This is a genomic window from Streptomyces sp. NPDC048479 (genome assembly GCF_040651435.1).
Lineage (GTDB): Bacteria > Actinomycetota > Actinomycetes > Streptomycetales > Streptomycetaceae > Streptomyces.
On record NZ_JBEZKA010000023.1, the window covers coordinates 43,292 to 62,857 of the forward strand.

Here is a 19,566-nt window from a genome sequence, read left to right on the forward strand (position 1 = left end):
ACAAAGACGTCCGCCGGGTGTACGTCTCCGTACCCCCGGCGTATGTCGCGCGCTCCGTCAGTCGTTCCTCAGGTGCCTGCTCAGGTGCCCGCTCAGGTGCCCGCGAGCGGCATGGCCGCGGCGACCAGCCGGCCGCCGGCCGCCGCCTTCTCCAGCGCCGCACGCAGCAGGTCCTCGCGGGGCTGCTGGCCGATGGAGCCCACCGGCGCGGCGAAGACCAGGACCGTGTGCGACTTGTTGGCGGCCGCGCGCCAGCCGTCCGTGACCTGCAGCGGCTGATGGGCCTGCCACCAGGCGACCGGGCTGCCGCCGCCGGTGCCGGGCTGGAGCACGGCGTGCAGCTGGCCCATGGCGACCAGGACGGACCAGCCGGGCAGCTGATTGGGCCGCTGGTTCACGTCGGCGATCGGCAGGAAGCCCTGTTCGATGAGGAGCGGGAGGAAGTCGTCGCCGCCGCTGCCGGTCGTGCCGGGGCGGGCGATGGGCGCGGTCGGTTCGACGACCAGGGCCGGGTGCAGTTCGCCCTCGATCAGTACCAGTCCGCTGGTGATGCCGAGGACGGCCTGTTTGGGACCGGCGCCGGGGATCTGCTGCTCCTCGCCGGTGATGGACCGTACCGCGCCCAGCAGTTGGTCCTCGGCGACCTGGACGACCTGTGAGGGGATGCAGGAGGCGTGGGCGAAGGCGAGAACGGCGGTCTCGTCGCCGACGAACAGCACCGTGCTGGTGCGTTCCTGCTCGGAGTCGCCCGGGGTGCGGCAGGAGGTGCAGTCGTAGCTGCCCGGGCTGTTCCTGCCGGCGAGCAGCCGGTCGGCCTCTTCGTCGCCGATCTCGGCGCGTACGTCCTCGCTGACGTCGAGCATGCGCGGCACGGGTGGCTCCTCGAACTTGAGCGGACTTGACACGTGCGCCGGGCGGTTCCCGGCTCGTCATGAGCTCAACGGGTGATCTGTGGCCGGAGTCACGCGCGAGAAGGAACGGAATCGCACCGTCCAACGCAAGCGGTGATGTGACGGCCGGAATTGGTTACTCCATGTCAACAGCTGCTGGGTGCATGGAAGTTGGCGCGGTGAACCGAGTCACAGATCAGTTCACCGGCAGGTCGACAAATCATGAAATCAGCGAATCAAGTGGGTGGCCGGAAATTGTCGGTACTGCGAGTAACAGGCAACTGGCCTGGAATGACGAGGGATTGGTTGATACCAGAGGGTTGACCTCTCTAGATTCCTCCGCCGTGTGCAGAGAGCACCGCCCGGGACAACCCGCCGGGCCGTACAGCCAGTACGGCACAGAAGCAGCACAGCACGACCACCTCAGGCGGGTGAGGCGGAGCGGACAGGGGTGCCGGATGCGCCGAAGTCCGCACCGCCGCGAGGGACCCCGGGTCCTTCGAGAGGGATTTGATGTTCACGAGTTCCCGTTCCATACGCAGGCGTGACACAGCAGCGCTCGTAGGTGCCGCACTGGTGGCACCGCTGGCACTGCTCGCCTCCACGGGCGAGGCCCGGGCGGCGGACAACGGAGTATGGGACCGCATCGCATCGTGCGAGAGCGGCGGAAACTGGCACATCAACACAGGCAACGGCTACTACGGCGGGCTGCAGTTCTCCGCCGGCACCTGGCGCGCCTACGGTGGCGGGGCGTACGCGTCCACCGCCGACAAGGCGAGCAAGGGGCAGCAGATCGCCGTCGCCGCGCAGGTCCAGCGGGCGCAGGGCTGGGGCGCATGGCCCACCTGCGCGGCGCGGGCCGGCGCGTACGGCACTGCACCGGCGGCATCCGAGGCCGCCGCTCCCAAGGCCCACACCAACGCCAAGACCAAGGCCAAGGTCAGGACCGAGGCCAATGTCCAGGCCGAGGCTCCGGCAAAGGCGCCGGAGCGGGCATCGAACCACACCGGCCGCGGCAGCGCCCGCGGCGGCGACTACACCGTCCGCCGCGGCGACACCCTGAGCGGGATCGCCGCCGCGCACGGCGCGGACTGGCGCGTCCTGTACACCGCCAACAAGACCGTCATCGGCGGTGATCCGAACCTCATCGTGCCCGGGCAGAAGCTCGCTCTCTGAGGCGTCCTTCGGCAGCCCCGCCCGGGTCCGACCGGGTGGGGCTGCCTGCCGTCGCGCGCGGCACCTGCTCTCGCCGTGCCGTGCTGCCTAGCGTGACCCGATGCCGAAGATCAGCTTTTGGCCCGCGGCGCTGGTGGCCCTGCTGCTGTCGCTCGTCCCGTTGCGCGGTGCGTACGCCGCGCCCCGCCTTCCACCGCCGCCCGCCCCCGGCAGTCCCGGTATCGGCAGCCCCGCCCCCGGCAGCCCCGGTGTCGGCGCAGACGCCGGGCCGCCCGACTGTGCCGCCAGTGGCTGGCCCTGGAGCTGCCTCGCCGAGTGCGAGGGCGGCGGAAACTGGCACATCAACACAGGCAACGGCTACTACGGCGGGCTGCAGTTCTGGCAGTCCACCTGGGTGAAGTACGGCGGACTCGTGTACGCGCCGCGCGCCGACCTCGCCACCCGTGACGAGCAGATCGAGGTGGCGCAGGAGGTGCTGCGTATGCAGGGCTGGAGCGCCTGGCCCGCCTGCTCCAGGAAGTACGGGCTCAGCGGCCGGGTCCATACGGTCGAGCCGGGTGACACCCTCTTCGCGATCGCCACGCGCTACCGGATCAAGGGTGGCTGGCAGGCCCTCTACACGGCCAACAAGAAGCTGATCGGGAGCTCTCCGGACCGGCTCGAGGCAGACACGATGCTGGTCATTCCGGCATCGGCAGCTCGGCGGGCTCTCCGCCCGTCTCATCCCGCAGAGCCTGAAGGCTGAGGGCTACCGCGTCGTCAGCGAACAGACCGACTTCGCCCTTCCGAATTTCCGTGCGGTCGCCGCCGACCTCGAACCATCTCGGTACTGGCCGAGCCTCCCAGGGCCGCCGCACCTGTCTGTCCTTCGCCCGCCGACAGGATGACAAGGGGCCAGGTCACCCAGAATGGAGAGATGAACGACAGCTGCTTCACCGTGCCCCAGCTCCCTTACCGGCCTTAGGAGCCAAGTAAAGTCCACTCGTGCCGAAACCAAGACCAGGGGGACGCGGCAGCGTATGCACATCTCTTTCCTGCTCCACAACGCGTACGGCATCGGCGGGACGATCCGGACGGCGTTCAACCTGGCCCATGCCCTGGCTCAGCAGCACGACGTCGAGATCGTCTCCGTCTTCCGCCACCGTGACGAGCCCACCCTCGGCGCCCCCGTCGGCGTCACCATGAAGCACCTGGTCGATCTGCGCAGAAACAGCCCCGACTACGACGGCAATCACCCGGACTACAAGCGCCCGGCGAAGGTCTTCCCGCGCGGTGACGGCCGGCACAAGCAGTACAGCCGCCTCACCGACGCCCGGATCGCCGCCCACTTGGGATCCCTCCGGGCCGATGTCGTGGTCGGCACCCGGCCCGGGCTCAATGTCCATATCGCCCGACAGACCAGGAACGGGCCGGTCCGTGTCGCCCAGGAGCACCTCACGCTGGACAGCCACGGCTACCGGCTCCGCCGCGAGATCGGCCACCGCTACCGCTTGCTCGACGCTGTCACCACTGTCACCGAGGCGGACGCCCGCTCCTACCGCACGCAGCTGAAGCTGCGCGGCGTACGCATCGACTCCGTCCCCAACAGCGTGCCCGTGCCCACCGTCGCCCCGGCCGACGCCTCCAGCAAATGGATCGTCGCGGCCGGCCGGCTGACCAAGGTCAAGCGGTACGACGTCCTGGTCAAGGCCTTCTCCAAGGTGGTCGCGGCCCGCCCCGACTGGCGGCTGCGGATCTACGGCAGCGGAGACGCGACGGGCAACGAGAAGCACGCCCTGCACGCCCTCATCGAGGAGCGCGGGCTGCACAACCATGTCTTCCTGATGGGGCCCGCCAATCCGCTCGAACCGGAGTGGGTCAAGGGCTCGATCGCCGCCGTCACCTCCAGCATGGAGTCGTTCGGCATGACCATCGTCGAGGCGATGCGCTGCGGCGTCCCCGTCGTGTCCACCGACTGCCCGCACGGGCCCGGCGAGATCATCGAGGACGGTGTCGACGGCCGGCTGGTGCCGGTCGGCGACGTGGACGCGATCGCCGACGCACTTCTCGAGCTGATCAACGACGACGAACTGCGCCGCCGCACAGGCCGGGCGGCGCTCTCCGCATCCGCCCGCTTCGACCCGGCGAGGATCGCGGAGCGCCACGAGGCCCTGTTCACCGATCTGGTCGCGCGAGCCAGGAGCGGCCGCTCGCGCAGTGCGCTGCGCGACGCGCTGCACCGCGGCCGGGGCGCGGTGTACGACGCGGTCTACTGCCTGCGCTATCTGGCCGCCGACGCGATCCGGAAAAGGAAGAAGACCTCATGACCACGTCCACCACCTCGGCCACCGAGCGGCGGACGCCACGGGCGGACTGCGTCGCGGACGCGGCCTGCGGTATCACCTTCGACCTGGCCGGTGCCGGCTCGCCGGACGCGGTGCTCGTGCTGAAGCGGCACGGCAAGGACGCGACGGACGAGGTGCGGCTGCCGCTGACCCCTTCGGGGGACGGCACTTCGCGCGCCGTACTGCCCAGCACGGTCGAACTGGCCGAGGGCCGCTGGGATGTCCGCACCGCCGACGGGGACGCCATCGAGCCCGGCATACGGGATCTGCGGGCGCTCGTCGACCGCGCCCCCGAGGCCGGCCGGATCGCCGTGCGCGTCCCGTACCCGACGGCGGACGGCAAGCTCGCGGTGCGCTGCTGGCTGCGCGCGCCGCACGCCGAGGCGGGCGACATCGGCCTCTCGCCCGAGCGGGGCGCGGTGACGGTGGAGGGCCGGCTGCACGGGGCCGAGCTGGGCGAGGGAGCCGTGGCCGAGGCCAGGCTCCGCTCCGGCGACCGGGTCCACGAAGTGCCGGTGACCGGCGAGGGCAGCACCTTCGCCTTCGCTCTGCCGTGCGGGCCGATGGCCGAAGTGCCTGTCGGCAAGGAGCAGTTGTGGGAGCTGTGGCTGCGCCCGGCCGCGGACGCAGCCGCGGTACGGATCTCCCGCATCCTCGACGACATCTGGGACAAGAGGGCCATCTTCGTGTACCCCAAGGTGACCACGGACACCTGCCACGCAGCCGCCTGCTACACGGCCGACAACGACCTCAGCGTACGTCTCACCGCAGCGGGCTGAAGTCGCCCTGCGCATCTTTGAGGACAGTGGCTGTCCTCAATGACTGGCAGACTCGCAGCCATGTTGGAGACCTCGGCAAGACTGCTGCGCCTGCTCTCATTGCTGCAGGCCCACCGCGAATGGTCCGGCTCCGATCTGGCCGACCGGCTCGGTGTCACGCCGCGCACCGTACGGCGCGATGTCGAACGGCTGCGCGAGCTCGGCTACCCGGTCAACGCCAGCCCCGGCACGGGCGGCGGCTATCAGCTCGGCGCGGGGGCCGAGCTGCCGCCGCTGCTGCTCGACGACGAGGAGGCGGTGGCCGTCGCGGTCGGCCTGCGTACCGCCGCCGGAAACGGCATCGAGGGCATCGGCGAAACGTCCGTACGCGCCCTGGCCAAGCTGGAGCAGGTGCTGCCCACCCGGCTGCGCCGCCGGGTCGGGGCGCTCAACGCCTTCACCGTGCCGATGCTGCGCGGGCCGCAGGGCTCCACCGTCGACGCGAGTGTGCTGACCGAGCTGGCCAACGCCTGCCGGGACAGCGAGCGACTGCGTTTCGACTACCTCGACCACAGCGGCTCCGTCACCCGCCGCAGCGTCGAACCGCACCGCCTCGTCTGCACCGAGCGGCGCTGGTATCTCGTCGCCTGGGACCTGGAGCGCGCCGACTGGCGTACGTTCCGGGCCGACCGCATCACGCCGAAGCCGCCGCACGGCCCGCGCTTCACCCCTCGTACTCCGCCGGCCGAGGATCTCGCCGCGTATGTCTCCCGTGGCGTCTCCACCCGCGCCTACGCGGCACAGGCGGTCATCCGGCTCCATACGTCCGCCGAGCTGGCCGCCCGGACCGTCGGCCCGTCCCACGGGGTGCTGGAGGCGGTCGACGACAGCAGCTGTCTGCTGCGCACCGGAGCCGCGAGCCTGGATGTGCTGGTCGTCCATGTGATGCTGATGGGCGTGGACTTCGAGGTGATCGAGCCGCAGGAGCTGACCGAGCACATCAGGACGGTGCGGGACCGGCTGTCCCGGGCCCTCGGTTGATGGCCTCCTGCTCCTGCACCAGCTGCTCCAGTGCCGCGAACTCGGGATGGTGCAGATCGAAGGCGGGCGACTCGGATCGGATGCGCGGGAGGGTCACGAAGTTGTGGCGCGGCGGTGGGCAGGAGGTCGCCCACTCCAGCGAACGCCCGAATCCCCATGGGTCGTCCACCTCGACCTTCTTCCCGTACTTGGCCGTCTTCCAGACGTTGTAGAGGAACGGCAGCGTCGAGATGCCGAGCAGGAACGAGCCGATGGTCGAGACGGTGTTGAGGACCGTGAAGCCGTCGGCCGCCAGATAGTCCGCGTACCGCCGCGGCATGCCCTCCGCGCCCAGCCAGTGCTGGACCAGGAAGGTGGTGTGGAAGCCGATGAACAGCGTCCAGAACTGGATCTTGCCGAGCCGTTCGTCGAGCATCTTTCCGGTGAACTTGGGCCACCAGAAGAAGAAGCCGCCGAAGGTCGCGAAGACGACGGTGCCGAAGACGACGTAGTGGAAGTGCGCCACCACGAAGTACGAGTCGGTGACATGGAAGTCCATCGGGGGCGAGGCCAGGATGACGCCGGTCAGCCCGCCGAAGAGGAACGAGACCAGGAAACCGATGGCCCACAGCATCGGTGTCTCGAACGACAGTGAGCCCCTGAGCATCGTCCCCGTCCAGTTGAAGAACTTCACCCCGGTCGGGATTGCGATCAGGAAGGACATGAACGAGAAGAAAGGCAGCAGCACCGCTCCGGTGGCGAACATATGGTGCGCCCACACCACCACCGAGAGTCCGGTGATGGCCATGGTCGCGGCGACGAGCGTGAGGTAACCGAAGATCGGCTTCCGGGAGAAGACCGGGATGATCTCGGTGACGATGCCGAAGAAGGGCAGCGCGATGATGTAGACCTCGGGATGGCCGAAGAACCAGAACAGGTGTTGCCACAGCAGCGCCCCTCCGAACTGCGGCTGGAACACCATCGATCCGAGCCGCCGGTCCGACTCGAGCACCAGCAGCGCCGCCGCGAGCACGGGGAAGGCGAACAGCACCAGGATCGACGTGAAGAGCACGTTCCAGGTGAAGATCGGCAGCCGGAACATCGTCAGGCCGGGCGCGCGCATCCCGACGATGGTGGTGATGAAGTTGACCGCGCCGAGGATCGTGCCGAAGCCCGCGAGCGCGAGACCCATGATCCACATGTCGGCGCCGATACCCGGCGAGCGCTCCAGGGAGTTGAGCGGAGCGTAGGCGAACCAGCCGAAGTTCGCCGGGCCGCTCGGGCTCAGCACGGAGCCGAGCACGATCAGGGCGCCGAAGAGATACAGCCAGTACGAGAGCATGTTCAGCCGGGGGAAGGCCACGTCGGGCGAGCCGATCTGCAGCGGCATGATCTCGTTGGCGAAGCCGGCGAAGGCCGGAGTGGCGAAGAGCAGCAGCATGATCGTGCCGTGCATCGTGAACAGCTGGTTGAACTGGTTGTTGCTCATCAGCTGCAGCCCCGGGCGGGCCAGCTCGGCCCGCATCATCAGGGCCATCAGTCCGGCGATCAGGAAGAAGAGGAACGACGTGATCAGGTAGAGATGCCCGATCTTCTTGTGGTCGGTGGTGGTCAACCAGTCCACAAGCACCCTGCCCGGCCGCCGTACCCGGGCCGGTCCCGCTGTGGCCTCGGCGGTCTCCGTACCCATCGCTGCCCCCTGGCTGTCCGCGGCTCGGGCTTCGGTCATTCGGTATCGGGCTCCAGACATGATGCTCGCCGTCGGTCGTCTCCAACAGGGTGCGTACGCGGGGGAGTGGACGTTCGGCCGAGAGACGGTACGAAGGTGTCGGTGGATTCCGTAAGGATCCGGTGAATTCCCTACGCCCCGTCAATTCACCCTCTCTCACTCCCCGGAGGGTATTTCTGCCGGGAATTGAGCATGGTAGCCAAGGGCTCCTGAATTACCGTGCAAGCCGCTCTGAACTGCTCGTTCGAGTGATGGCGTTCGAGTTAAACGCGTGTCGTGATCCTGTGACAGAAGCGTGACCGGTGAGGTACATGGGACTGCTGATGCGTAAGCGGGCCTGGCTTCCGTCACCGTCCGCCGCCGCCTACGGTGGGTGGCATGGTTCCCACACCGACTCCTCCCGCACAGCCAGACGACGCCGCCGAGGCGTATGTCGGACTCGCCGCCGAGGACGCCGAGCAACTGGCCCGCGAGCGCGGCTGGACCACCGTCAGAGCGCTGCCGCCGGGCGCGATCATCACCATGGAGTACCTGATGGGCCGGCTCAACTTCGAGGTGGAGGGCGGCACCGTCATCCGCTGCTGGCCAGGCTGACCCAGCTGACATACAGGTACGACGAAGGCCCCGACCAGGACGGTCGGGGCCTTCGTCGTACGGGCAACGGAGCGCGCTCCGTTGCCCGTCAGCCGCCCGTGGCCGGCCGTGAGGTCGGCGGACGGCGGCTGCCGGACGGAGTGATCGGCATCCGCTCGGAGCGCACCGCGTGCGACCGCGGCTGTGTGAGCTGCGTCGTCGTCCTCGTGCTGGACGGCGGCCGGGTGCCGCCGCCTGCGGCCACCGGCTCGCGGCTCTGACCCTCGTCCTGCCCGGCCCCGCGCTGCGGGAACATCGAGGGCCTCGGACCACCGGCCGCGACCGGCAGCGAAGGAGCGAGCCGACGGCGCGCACGCCACTGCTCGCGCAGCGAGAGGATCCAGGCCTCCGCACGGCCGATCAGCGGCTCGCACCAGGGCAGGGCGAGCAGGATCAGCAGCCCGGCGGCCCAGCCGAGCAGCACATCGCTCAGCCAGTGCGTACCGAGATAAACGGTCGTGAGGCCGACACCGAGGGAGACCACCGCCGAGACCGCCGACAGATAGCGTCTGGCTCGCGGAGTGGTGGCCAGATACGCCAGGATTCCCCAGGTCACGACCGCGTTGGCGGTATGCCCGGAGGGAAATATATCGCCGCCGGCGAAGAGTTCGGCGGAACCGATCTGCGTCGCGTAGTGGGGGCCGAGGCGGCCGAGACCGATCTTGACGGCGCCAACCGTCGCGTTGAGCAGCAGCAGCGAGGCGCCGAGCGCGAGCAGGGGGCGCAGGGTGTGCTGACGCCAGGAGCGCCAGCCCAGCCAGGCCGCCACCATCACGGCCGTAGGCCCGCGCTGGCCGAGCACCACGAAGTAGTCGAGAAAGGCGTGCAGCTCCGGCCACTGCTGATAGGGCCGGAAGAGCATGACCTTCCAGTCGATGATCACCAGCCAGGTCGGGGCAAGCACGGCCACGACGATGGCGAGATAGAACACCAACGTCCCGCCGAAGAGGGCGAGACGGGTGCGGCTCATCCGCGGGATCTCTATCTTCGGCGGTTCCGGCTCCCGGTCCAGCCGGGCAAAGATGTCGGTACGCACCCAATCGACGTTACAGCGAGTGAGTGTCGGCCTAGGGCGATCCGGCGTGTTTGTGATGACGATGTGATGTGGAGTATGTCTCAGCTCCGGCTTTATTCCGGGCCAATACGGAAATCCCGGTGACCTCATGTCCCATTTCCTCGGCGGCCCTCTCGGGAGTGCTCTTTCTGTGCATCAGAAATAGTTCACCGCTTGCCCGTACGGAATTTTCCCCTCATTCGGAGCCGCCCAAGATCGGCTCCGGTGGGCCCCTGGTCAGGGCGTCCGCGGGGCGTCCAGAGGGTTGCGGAGTGGCGTACGCCACACGCGGGTGGGCTTCGGGGTGAGAGATGGACCACGCGCCACACGCCTGAACTCGCGTACGCTGACGGCTCACTCGCCCGTCGATGCCGGGCCGCCCTGTGGGACACCACTCAATACCGTCCCCGGCTGGCCCACCGAGCGCGAGGGACTCATGGGAGGTACGTGTACATGTCCGGGACGACCACGGCCGGAGCACGGCTGCGTGCCGTCGGCGGCGGTGCCAACCGCTGGGTCGTCCTTGTCGTCCTCTGCATCAGTCTTCTGCTGGTCGCCCTCGACGCGACCGTGCTGCATGTCGCCGTCCCCGCCGTCACCGAGGACCTCCGCCCCAGCGGCGTCGAGCTGCTGTGGATCGTGGACGCGTACCCCCTCATCTGTGCCGCGCTGCTGATCCTCTTCGGCACTCTCGGTGACCGGGTCGGCCGCCGCCGTGTCCTGCTGATCGGCTACGGAACCTTCGGCGCCGCCTCCGCGGTCGCCGCCCTCGCCACCAGCCCCGAGGTGCTGATCGGGGCGCGCGCCCTGCTCGGCGTCGGCGGCGCGATGATCATGCCCGCGACGCTCTCGATCCTCCGCGCGGTCTTCCCGGACCGGCGGGAGCGGGCGATGGCGATCGGCATGTGGACCGCGGTCGCCGCGGTCGGCGCCGCCACCGGACCCGTACTCGGCGGCTTTCTCGTCGAGCACTTCTGGTGGGGCTCGGTCTTCCTGATCAACATTCCGCTGATGGCACTGATCCTGCCGATAGGCCGCTGGCTGCTCCCCGAGTCCAGGGGCGGCGCCGACGGACCCTGGGACGTGCTCGGCGCGCTGATGGCGGCAGGCGGAGTGCTCGGCGCGGTCCTCGGCGTGAAGCGGCTGGGCGCCGGCGATACGGTTCTCGACGTCAGAACGGTCGGCCCGCTGCTGCTCGGCGGTGTGCTGCTCGCCCTGTTCGTACGGCGGCAGAAGCGCCGCGAGCACCCGTTGATCGATATGCAAATGTTCGCCAGGGTCGCCTTCTCCACCTCCGTCGGCTGCATCGTGCTCGCCATGCTGGCGCTGGTCGGTCTGGAGCTGATCGCCGTCCAGTATCTGCAGCTGGTCCTCGGGCTCAGTCCGCTGGAGACCGGTCTGCGGCTGCTGCCGCTGACCTTCGCCGCGATGGCTGCCGGCGCCACCGGCTCGCACACGCTGCACCGGATCGGCCCGCGCCGGATGGTCGGCTGGGGCTTCGTCCTGACCGCAGCGTCGGTGCTGCTGCTGACCATGATGGGACAGCACGACCGGCCGTGGCTGCTCACCACGGGCTTCGTATTCCTCGGCTTCGGGCTGCAGACCACGCTGTTCGCCGCGTACGAGTCGATGCTCAGCGAGGCTCCGCCGGACCAGGCGGGCGGCGCGGCCGCGATCGGCGAGACCTCCTACCAACTCGGTGCGGGCATGGGGATAGCCCTGCTCGGCAGCGTCATGAACGCGGCCTACGCGCCGTCGCTCGTCAACCTCACGGGCGTCCCCGGCTCGGCGAGCTCCGCCGCGGCCCACTCGCTGGGCGAGGCCTACCAGGTGGCGGACCGGCTGGGCGGTGCCTCCGGAGAGTTGCTGCGCACCACCGCCCGTCACTCCTTCGTCAACGGCCTCCATGTCACGCTCCTGGTCAGCGCGGGCCTGCTGCTGCTCGGCGCGCTCGCCGCGCTGCGGCTGCCACGGGTGATGGAGTGCGCGGCGGTCGAGAAGTGCCCGAAGCCGAGGCGCCCGGAAGTCTCGCTGCCGGCCAGCCGCCAGCCCGCCGAGGCGACCGGGTCTGGACGCACGGCACGCTGAGCCGTAACGTCAGCCCGTGCCGTAACTAACACTGCTAGTTTTCGGTGATCCTGCCCGTCACCTTCCCCGTTTCCCCGTTTCTCCGTGAACTTTTCTGTGAACCGCTGTGTGAGCGCCACCGGAGGCCACGTCATGTCCGCACCCTCGAAGCTGCCGCCCTTCGACGCCGGCGACCCCCTCGGTCTCGACGATCTGCTCGACCCCGAGGACCTCGCGATCCGCGACACCGTCCGCACCTGGGCCGCCGACCGCGTCCTGCCGTACATCGCCGACTGGTACGAGAGCGGAGAGCTCCCCGCCCTCCGTGAACTGGCCCGCGAGCTCGGCTCGATCGGCGCGCTCGGCATGTCGCTGAAGGGATACGGCTGCGCGGGCGCCACCGCCGTCCAGTACGGACTGGCCTGCCTGGAGCTCGAGGCCGCCGACTCCGGCATCCGCTCCCTCGTCTCCGTACAGGGCTCGCTCGCCATGTACGCGATCCACCGCTTCGGCTCCGAGGAGCAGAAGCAGCGGTGGCTGCCCGGCATGGCTGCCGGTGAGATCATCGGCTGCTTCGGCCTGACCGAGCCCGACCACGGCTCCGACCCGGCCGGTATGCGCACCTTCGCCAAGCGCGACGGCGGCGACTGGGTGCTCGCCGGCCGCAAGATGTGGATCACCAATGGCTCGGTGGCCGGTGTCGCCGTGGTGTGGGCACAGACCGATGAAGGCATTCGCGGGTTCGTCGTACCGACCGACGCCGCAGGCTTCTCCGCGCCCGAGATCAAGCACAAGTGGTCCCTGCGCGCGAGCGTCACCAGCGAACTCGTCCTCGACGAGGTGCGGTTGCCGGCCGACGCCGTACTGCCGGAAGTCACCGGTCTGAAGGGCCCGCTGAGCTGTCTGTCGCACGCGCGCTACGGCATCGTCTGGGGCTCGATGGGCGCCGCGCGGTCCAGCTTCGAGGCGGCTGTGGAGTACGCGAAGACACGCGAGCAGTTCGGCAGGCCGATCGGCGGCTTCCAGCTCACCCAGGCCAAGCTCGCCGACATGGCCGTCGAACTGCACAAGGGGATCCTGCTCGCGCACCATCTGGGCCGCCGCATGGACGCCGGGAAGCTCCGCCCCGAACAGGTCAGCTTCGGGAAGCTCAACAATGTGCGGGAGGCGATCGAGATCTGTCGCACCTCGCGCACCATCCTCGGTGCGAACGGGATTTCGCTGGAGTACCCCGTGATGCGTCATGCGACAAACCTCGAGTCGGTGCTCACCTACGAGGGCACCGTCGAGATGCACCAGCTGGTGCTGGGCAAGGCACTCACCGGCCTGGACGCCTTCCGGTAGACCGGCGGACCGTCGTCCTCGAAAGCCGTACAGGCTCGCGAGCCGGCGAGCACCTTGCTCAGCTCTGGTTGAAGAAACCGTCCTGAGTGGAGCGGCCTGCGGCCTCCCCGCTGACCACCTGAGTGTCGGCGGGGCTCAGCAGGAAGACCCGGGTGGCGACGCGCTCGATCGAGCCGCGCAGGCCGAAGGTCAGTCCCGCGGCGAAGTCCACCACCCGCTTTGCGTCGCTGGGCTCCATGGACGTCAGGTTCACGATGACCGGGACGCCGTCCCGGAACAGCTCGCCGATGGCACGGGCGTCCCGGAAGCTGTCCGGGGAGACCGTCGCGATCCGGCGGCCCTGCTCCTGGGCGGACTCGGAAGCCACGCGCACCCGGGGGTCGGTGACCCACGCGTCGCCCGTCTCCGCGCCCTCGGCGTACTCGTCGTCGTAGTAACGCTCGTCACTGTCCTCGACGAGTCCCAGCCAGGCGCTCGCCTTGCGCACCGAACCCATGACGCCTCCTTCCGCTCCAGTCCGCTCACTGCGGTCTTGTATCGTTCCGCATCCCTATGGTCGTCCATAGTGCGGATCGCGCGCCAAGTAGATAGTCGCCGCGCAGGTGATTCGTGACGGTACTGGTGCAGAAGATATGGCGATTCGTCAAGATTCGTCGTGCGTACGGGGCGTGGCGGACTCAAAATATGAAAGTCGGGCCGGACGGGTGATGGTGGAGCGTACGGGTGAACGAGTGGCTCGATACGATGCCTCCCGCACTGTTGAACGACTCTCGGGGGACCGTCGTGTTCGGAATCGTCAGGCCATGCACTCACCGGCTCACGGACGGCCTCAAGGCCGAGTGGATGGCCCATCTCTGCGGGCTTTGCCTGGCACTTCGCTCCGACCACGGCCAGTTCGCCAGGATCGTCACCAACTACGACGGCCTGATCGTCTCGGTTCTGACGGAGGCTCAGACCGAACGCACCCCCGCCGCACGGCGCATCGCGGGTCCCTGCCCGCTGCGCGCCATGCGTACCGCGCCCGTCGCCCGGGGCGAGGGCGCGCGCCTGGCGGCGGCCGTCTCCCTGGTGCTGGCGTCGGCGAAGGTACGGGACCACGTGGCCGACCGGGACGGGGTGTTGGCCCGCAAGCCGGTGGCCGCCGCGGCGCGCCGGGTCGCCGCGGGCTGGGACCGGGCCGGGGCGCGTACCGGCGCCGAGCTCGGCTTCGACACGGCGGTGCTGCTCGACGCCATCGACCGGCAGACCGGGATCGAGTCGCTGGCCGGTCCCGGCACCCCGCTGCTGACCGTCACCGAGCCGACCGAGACGGCGACCGCGGCAGCCTTCGCACACACCGCCGTACTCGCCGGAAGGCCGGAGAACGTGGCGCCGCTCGCCGAGGCCGGCAAGCTCTTCGGACGGCTGGCACATCTGCTGGATGCCGTGGAGGACAGGGAAGCTGACGCAGCGTCGGGTGCCTGGAACCCGCTGACCGCGACCGGCACCTCCCTGGCCGAGGCACGCCGGCTCGCCGACGACGCGGTGCACGGGGTGCGCCTCGCACTGCGCGACGCCCGCTTCACCGACCACAGGCTGGTGCATGTGCTGCTCGCCCACGAGCTGCGGACCTCGGTGAACCGTGCGTTCCGCACGACGACCTGCTCGCACCAGGGGTACGGCGCGCCACAGCCGCCCCAGCACGGAAATCCGTACCAGGGCGGCTACGGCCCTTACGGCTCGAACAACCCCTACGGCGGCGGCAACCCGGGAGTGCCCGGCGGGCCCGGCGGCCCCGGTGGGCTGCCTCCGCAGTTCGGCGGTGAACCGCCGAAGCCCAAGAAGCGCGGCTTCCTGGCTGGCTGCGCCGTCTTTACCGGGCTGTTCTGCACCTGCCAGATCTGCTGTGCCAAGGAGTACGAGGGCCCCTGGTCCCGCAAGAAGCGCGAGGGCTGCTGCCGCGACTGCGACTGTTCCGACTGCGATTGTTCCGGCTGCGACTGCTGCTGCCCCTGCGACGGCTGCTGACGGACCGTCGGATCACTTCAGCTCCGCCGTCGGATCATTTCAGCTCCGGCGGCGAGATCTGCGACTTCTCGATCGCCGACTCCGTGGTGCCCCACTTCTTCAGGATCCGGTCGTACGTCCCGTCCGTCTTGAGCTTGTTCACCGCGGCTTGGAAGGCGGGCGCCAGCGGTGTGCCCTTCCTGAAGGCGAAGCCGACGTCGAGCCGCTTGAACTCATTGAGGAACTTGGTGCCCTGCTGCTGGGTGACGGCGTAGCGCAGCCCGTTGATGGTGCTCATCACCACGTCGCTGCGGCCCTGCTGCAGCGAGATCCAGATCGCGCCCGACTCGCCGTACGTCTGGACCTTGTACGGCTTCTTGCCCGCCTCGGAGCAGCGGCCCTCGTTCTTCTCCAGGGACGCCTCGAAGGTGGTGCCCGCGCCGGTCGCGACATTCAGACCGCAGAGATCGGTGAAGTCCGAGATCTTCGTCAGTTCGCTGTTCTCGAGCGCGGCGAAGCCCTGGCCGTCATTGATGTACGTGACGAAGTCGATGGTCCTGCGTCGCTCGTCCGTCACCCCGAAATTGCCGGTGCCCAGGTCGTACTTGCCGCTGCTCAGCGCCGGCAGGATCGCCTCGAAGCTCGCCACCTCGCGCTTCAGCTTCAGCCCCAGCACCTTGGCGGCGGCCTCCGCGAAGTCGATGTCCTGGCCCGCGACGGTCTTGCCGTCCTCCAGGTAGGCGGCACCCGGCGGATTGCCGACGGAGGTGGCGATGGTGAGAGTGCCCCTGCTGAGTACGTCCGCGGGCAGCAGCTTCGCGATCGCCTCGTCCTTCGGCACCGACGACACCACATCGTCGGTCGGGATCCGGCCGGGCCTGCCACTTGGCTTGGCACCGACGCCGGCGGTCGCCGGGTCGCCCGATCCGCAGGCGGTGACTGTGAGCGCGGCGGCGGTGATCAGCGCGAAGACGGCGGCGTGGCGTTTCCTGCTCATGATGCGGGGGTCTCCAGGTGCTTCTCGAACGGCAGCGGGCCGATCGACTCCGGATCTGCGGACAGATCGAAGAGCGGGCGGTATCCGGCGGCCAGATAGAGGCCCTTGGCCTCGGGCTGGCGCGGACCGGTGGTCAGATGGATCCGGGAGTAGCCGCGCTCGGCTGCCTCCCGTTCGAGTACGCGCAGCACGCGCCGGGCCAGGCCGCGGCGGCGGTGCGCGGAGTGCGTCCAGATCCTCTTGAGTTCGGCCGTGGTGGTGTCGTAGCGGCGGTACGCGCCACCGGCCACCGGCCGGCCCTGCTCCAGGAGCAGCAGAAACGCACCGCCCGGCGGAGCGAACTCCTCGGACGGGTAGCGCTCCAGATCGAAGGCGGAGCCGTACCGGCTGATGTACTCGTGCGCCAGTTCCTCGAGGAGCGGACGGGCGAGCGGGTCGTCGACCGTCGTCCGGCGTACGGACAGCGCGGAACCACGGCTCGGGGTGAAGGTCATGTGTGCCCTTCTTCGAGCAGGCAGAAGGAACCAGGGTGTGGCGAGGGGGAGTGATACGCGGTGTTATGTGGGTGAAGGCGCGACATGCGAGAAATGCAAGAAGACGGCGCGAAGGCGCGAGCGCGGGCGCGAGAAAGGCAGCGGGGTCAGCTCAACAGGAAGAGGACCACACGCGACCGAAGTCGATGTGGGAGCGCGTGACCAGCCACTGCTGCGAATGCATGGCCCAAGTGGAACAGGCATCCGTTTCTGCGTCAACTGTCCTGAGACAGACGGCTCACAGTACGGACAGGCTTGACATCGGGCCGTGCGCACCCCCTAGTCTCAGAAACGGATCGTGCTGAGGGGCTCGGTCCACGTTGTGTTTCTGGTGAAGGCATTCCCGTGTTCGATCTCTGCATCCACGGAGCCTTCGCATGGCTGTGCCTACAGACACCCTCCCCGAATCTCCCGCGGCTCCGCCCTCCAAGACCGACACCGTGCAGCCGCGCATCGTGCCCGTACGCCGAACCGGCCAGTGGGCGGCCGCAGTTGTCGTCCTGCTGCTGCTCGCGGGCGCCGTCAGTTCCGTCGTACGCAATGACGCCTTCCAGTGGGACGTGGTCGGCGACTACTTCACCTCGACGTCCGTACTGCGCGGCCTCGGCCTCACCCTCTGGCTGACCGGTGTCGTCATGGTGCTGGGCTTCGCGCTCGGCACGCTGCTCGCCGTGATGCGGCTGTCCGCCAATCCCGTGCTGCGCAACGTCAGTTGGGGATACATCTGGCTGCTGCGCTCGACGCCGATCCTGGTGCAGCTGCTGTTCTGGTTCAACATCGGTGCGCTCTACCCGCAGATCCTCGGCGTCAGGACGGTCAATCTGCTCAGCCCGGTCACCATCGCGATCATCGGGCTCACCCTCCATGAGGCCGCGTACGCCGCCGAAGTGGTACGCGGCGGCATCCTGTCCGTCGAACGCGGACAGATCGAGGCCGCCGAATCGCTCGGCCTCGGACGGTGGCGCCGGCTGCGCCGGATCGTTCTGCCGCAGGCGATGCGCTCCATCGTGCCGCCTGCCGGGAACATGCTCATCGGCACCCTCAAGGGCACCTCGATCGTCAGCGTGATCGCCGTACAGGACCTGCTCTACTCGGTGCAGCTCGTCTACCACCGCACCTACCAGGTCGTACCGCTGCTGCTCGTCGCCACCCTCTGGTACGTCGTGGTGACCTCACTCCTCAGCGTCGGTCAGCACCATGTCGAGAAGTACTACGCGCGCGGCACGGCAGGTGCGCGATGACGTCCATCGTCGTGATCGGAGCCGGTCCGCGGGGGACCGGTTTCCTGGAGCGGCTGGCCGCCAACGCCCCCGAGCTGTACGCCGGTCTTCCGCTGGACATCCATCTGGTGGACCCGCATCCGCCGGGCGGCGGCCGGATCTGGCGGCACGAGCAGTCCCCGCTCCTGTGGATGAACTCCATGGCCGAGGACGTCACCATGTTCACCGACGACACGGTGACGCTGGACGGGCCCGTACTGCCGGGCCCCACGCTCGCGGAGTGGGCAGGTCTCGACGGTGAGACCTTTCCCAGCAGACAGCAGCAGGGCGCGTATCTGCGCTGGGTGTACGAGGAGGCGGTGGCCGCCCTGCCGCCGGCCGTCGCCGTGCACGAGCACCGGGCGCGGGCGCTGCGCGTCAGCGGTCCGCGTGAAGGCCGCCAGCGGGTCTGGCTCGAAGGGCGCAGAGAGCCGCTCATCGCCGATCTCGTGGTGCTCGCCCTGGGCCATCTCGACGCCGAACTCGACGACGAACAGAAGGAGTTGGCGGACTTCGCGCGCCGCCGCGGGCTGCTCCACCTGCCGCCGGACTTCACCGCCGACAGCGATCTCGACGGCCTCCCGGCGGGCGAGCCGGTCATCGTCCGCGGCTTCGGGCTCGCCTTCGTCGATCTGATGGTGCTGCTCACCGAGGGCCGTGGCGGACGGTACGCGAACGGCGAGTACCTGCCGTCGGGCCAGGAGCCCGTCCTGTACGTCGGATCACGGCGCGGTGTGCCGTACCACTCCAAGATCGGCTACGGCTGGGAGGGTGAACGGCCGCCGCTGCCACGCTTCTTCGGCCCCGCCGAGGTGGACGTGCTGCTGAGCCGGCCCGGCCCCGTCGACTATCAGCGCGACCTGTGGCCGCTCATCGACAAAGAGCTGGGCTTCGCCCACTACCACCGCCTCTTCGCCGCCCACCCCGAGCGAACCTCGGTCAACTGGCCCGACTTCGAGGAGAAGTACGCCGCCGCCGCACCGGGCAGCCCCGAACTGCACACCCTGGTCGCCGCCTCCGTCCCCGACCCCGCCGACCGCCTCGATCTCGAGGCGCTCGACCATCCGCTGGACGGGATGCGCTTCGGCTCGTACGACGCACTCCAGGACGGACTGCGCAGCTACATCACCGCAGACCTCGAACGCCGCCACGACCGCGCCCACAGCGAAGACCTCGCGGTCTTCCTCGGACTGCTCTCCGTCTACGGGCAGCTGATCCGCCTCGGCGACATCGGCGGCCGATGGCACGGCTTCTTCAGTTATCTCGCCTCCGGCCCGCCCGGGCCCCGGCTGCGCCAGCTCCTCGCGCTCTCCCGCGCCGGTGTCGTCCGCTTCCTCGGCGCGGGCATCACCGTCGAGGCCGACGAGGAACGGGCGGTCTTCCGGGCAGGCGGCACCGGCTTGCCAGGGGAGTTGATCGAGGCGCGGGCGCTGGTCGAGGCCCGGCTGCCCGAGCCCTCGCTCGAACGCACCCGCAGTCCGCTGCTGCGCTCCCTGTACGCGGACGGTGCCGACGCGACCCCCACCGGTCTTCTGTCGGTGGACCCCGAGGACGGCCGGGTGCTGGAGCGAGGCGGCCGGCCGCATCCACGCCGCTTCGCGCTCGGCCCGCACACCACCGCGCGGGCGGGCGGGGCCTTCACCCGGCCGCGCACGGGCGGCGCGGCGTTCCGGCAGAACGACGCCACCGCGCGTACCGCGCTCACCCTGCTTCGTGATCTCGCCTGTCGCGAGCGCCTGAGCGCCTGAGCGCCTGAGCCCTGAGAACCCCCCCTGTCTCGTACGTACGAACGTGAG

The 19,566-nt window shown here is 69.2% G+C and carries 17 protein-coding genes; 11 read left to right on the forward strand and 6 right to left on the reverse strand.

What is annotated here, in order from left to right:
- Positions 1-92 precede the first annotated feature (92 nt).
- On the reverse strand, positions 93-872 hold the full coding sequence (locus tag AB0D12_RS30180; protein ID WP_327322685.1) for a hypothetical protein: 780 nt from the start codon (positions 870-872) through the stop codon (positions 93-95).
- Positions 873-1,403: 531 nt separating this feature from the next.
- Here AB0D12_RS30180 and AB0D12_RS30185 point away from each other — a divergent pair.
- From AB0D12_RS30185 to AB0D12_RS30205, 5 genes are all read left to right on the forward strand, one after another.
- Positions 1,404-2,066, forward strand: coding sequence for a transglycosylase family protein (locus AB0D12_RS30185; protein ID WP_362689583.1), 663 nt, complete (start codon positions 1,404-1,406; stop codon positions 2,064-2,066).
- A 100-nt stretch (positions 2,067-2,166) separates the two neighbouring features.
- Positions 2,167-2,811 carry a transglycosylase family protein gene (locus AB0D12_RS30190; protein ID WP_362689586.1) on the forward strand — a complete coding sequence of 215 codons (645 nt, stop codon included), beginning with the start codon at positions 2,167-2,169 and terminating at the stop codon, positions 2,809-2,811.
- A 274-nt stretch (positions 2,812-3,085) separates the two neighbouring features.
- A complete protein-coding gene (locus AB0D12_RS30195) occupies positions 3,086-4,372 on the forward strand; it encodes a glycosyltransferase family 4 protein (RefSeq protein ID WP_362689589.1) in 1,287 nt (428 codons plus the stop codon).
- On the forward strand, positions 4,369-5,169 hold the full coding sequence (locus tag AB0D12_RS30200; RefSeq protein WP_362689592.1) for a hypothetical protein: 801 nt from the start codon (positions 4,369-4,371) through the stop codon (positions 5,167-5,169). The genes AB0D12_RS30195 and AB0D12_RS30200 overlap by 4 nt, the downstream gene beginning before the upstream one ends.
- A 60-nt stretch (positions 5,170-5,229) precedes the next feature.
- Positions 5,230-6,189, forward strand: coding sequence for a YafY family protein (locus AB0D12_RS30205; RefSeq protein ID WP_362689595.1), 960 nt, complete (start codon positions 5,230-5,232; stop codon positions 6,187-6,189).
- Here the strand turns inward: AB0D12_RS30205 and ctaD are convergent.
- Positions 6,149-7,858 (reverse strand): cytochrome c oxidase subunit I, encoded by a 1,710-nt coding sequence (gene ctaD, locus AB0D12_RS30210; protein WP_362689823.1) that lies wholly within the window; start codon positions 7,856-7,858, stop codon positions 6,149-6,151. The genes AB0D12_RS30205 and ctaD overlap by 41 nt on opposite strands.
- 417 nt (positions 7,859-8,275) lie before the next feature.
- On the opposite strand from ctaD, the gene AB0D12_RS30215 reads away from it, so the two are divergent.
- Entirely contained in the window at positions 8,276-8,491 is a 216-nt protein-coding gene (locus AB0D12_RS30215) for an I78 family peptidase inhibitor (RefSeq protein WP_327322679.1), read from the forward strand.
- An 88-nt stretch (positions 8,492-8,579) separates the two neighbouring features.
- Here the strand turns inward: AB0D12_RS30215 and AB0D12_RS30220 are convergent, their stop codons facing one another.
- On the reverse strand, positions 8,580-9,566 hold the full coding sequence (locus AB0D12_RS30220; RefSeq protein WP_362689599.1) for a phosphatase PAP2 family protein: 987 nt from the start codon (positions 9,564-9,566) through the stop codon (positions 8,580-8,582).
- Between the two features lie 471 nt (positions 9,567-10,037).
- On the opposite strand from AB0D12_RS30220, the gene AB0D12_RS30225 reads away from it, so the two are divergent.
- Both AB0D12_RS30225 and AB0D12_RS30230 read left to right on the forward strand, forming a co-directional pair.
- Entirely contained in the window at positions 10,038-11,672 is a 1,635-nt protein-coding gene (locus AB0D12_RS30225; protein ID WP_362689602.1) for an MFS transporter, read from the forward strand.
- Between the two features lie 132 nt (positions 11,673-11,804).
- Positions 11,805-12,995, forward strand: coding sequence for an acyl-CoA dehydrogenase family protein (locus AB0D12_RS30230; protein ID WP_362689605.1), 1,191 nt, complete (start codon positions 11,805-11,807; stop codon positions 12,993-12,995).
- 58 nt (positions 12,996-13,053) lie between these two features.
- Here the strand turns inward: AB0D12_RS30230 and sepF are convergent, their stop codons facing one another.
- Positions 13,054-13,491: a cell division protein SepF gene (gene sepF, locus AB0D12_RS30235; RefSeq protein ID WP_362689608.1), complete on the reverse strand. Its 438-nt coding sequence runs from the start codon at positions 13,489-13,491 to the stop codon at positions 13,054-13,056.
- Between the two features lie 287 nt (positions 13,492-13,778).
- On the opposite strand from sepF, the gene AB0D12_RS30240 reads away from it, so the two are divergent.
- Positions 13,779-15,002: a DUF5685 family protein gene (locus AB0D12_RS30240; protein ID WP_362689610.1), complete on the forward strand. Its 1,224-nt coding sequence runs from the start codon at positions 13,779-13,781 to the stop codon at positions 15,000-15,002.
- A gap of 34 nt (positions 15,003-15,036) precedes the next feature.
- Here the strand turns inward: AB0D12_RS30240 and AB0D12_RS30245 are convergent, their stop codons facing one another.
- Both AB0D12_RS30245 and AB0D12_RS30250 read right to left on the reverse strand, forming a co-directional pair.
- On the reverse strand, positions 15,037-15,978 hold the full coding sequence (locus tag AB0D12_RS30245) for an ABC transporter substrate-binding protein (RefSeq protein WP_362689612.1): 942 nt from the start codon (positions 15,976-15,978) through the stop codon (positions 15,037-15,039).
- Positions 15,975-16,472 (reverse strand): GNAT family N-acetyltransferase, encoded by a 498-nt coding sequence (locus AB0D12_RS30250; RefSeq protein WP_362689614.1) that lies wholly within the window; start codon positions 16,470-16,472, stop codon positions 15,975-15,977. Before AB0D12_RS30250 ends, AB0D12_RS30245 begins: the two co-directional genes overlap by 4 nt.
- A gap of 416 nt (positions 16,473-16,888) precedes the next feature.
- On the opposite strand from AB0D12_RS30250, the gene AB0D12_RS30255 reads away from it, so the two are divergent.
- Both AB0D12_RS30255 and AB0D12_RS30260 read left to right on the forward strand, forming a co-directional pair.
- Positions 16,889-17,752 (forward strand): amino acid ABC transporter permease, encoded by an 864-nt coding sequence (locus AB0D12_RS30255; RefSeq protein ID WP_362689616.1) that lies wholly within the window; start codon positions 16,889-16,891, stop codon positions 17,750-17,752.
- Positions 17,749-19,518: an FAD/NAD(P)-binding protein gene (locus tag AB0D12_RS30260; protein WP_362689619.1), complete on the forward strand. Its 1,770-nt coding sequence runs from the start codon at positions 17,749-17,751 to the stop codon at positions 19,516-19,518. Before AB0D12_RS30255 ends, AB0D12_RS30260 begins: the two co-directional genes overlap by 4 nt.
- Positions 19,519-19,566 lie beyond the last annotated feature (48 nt).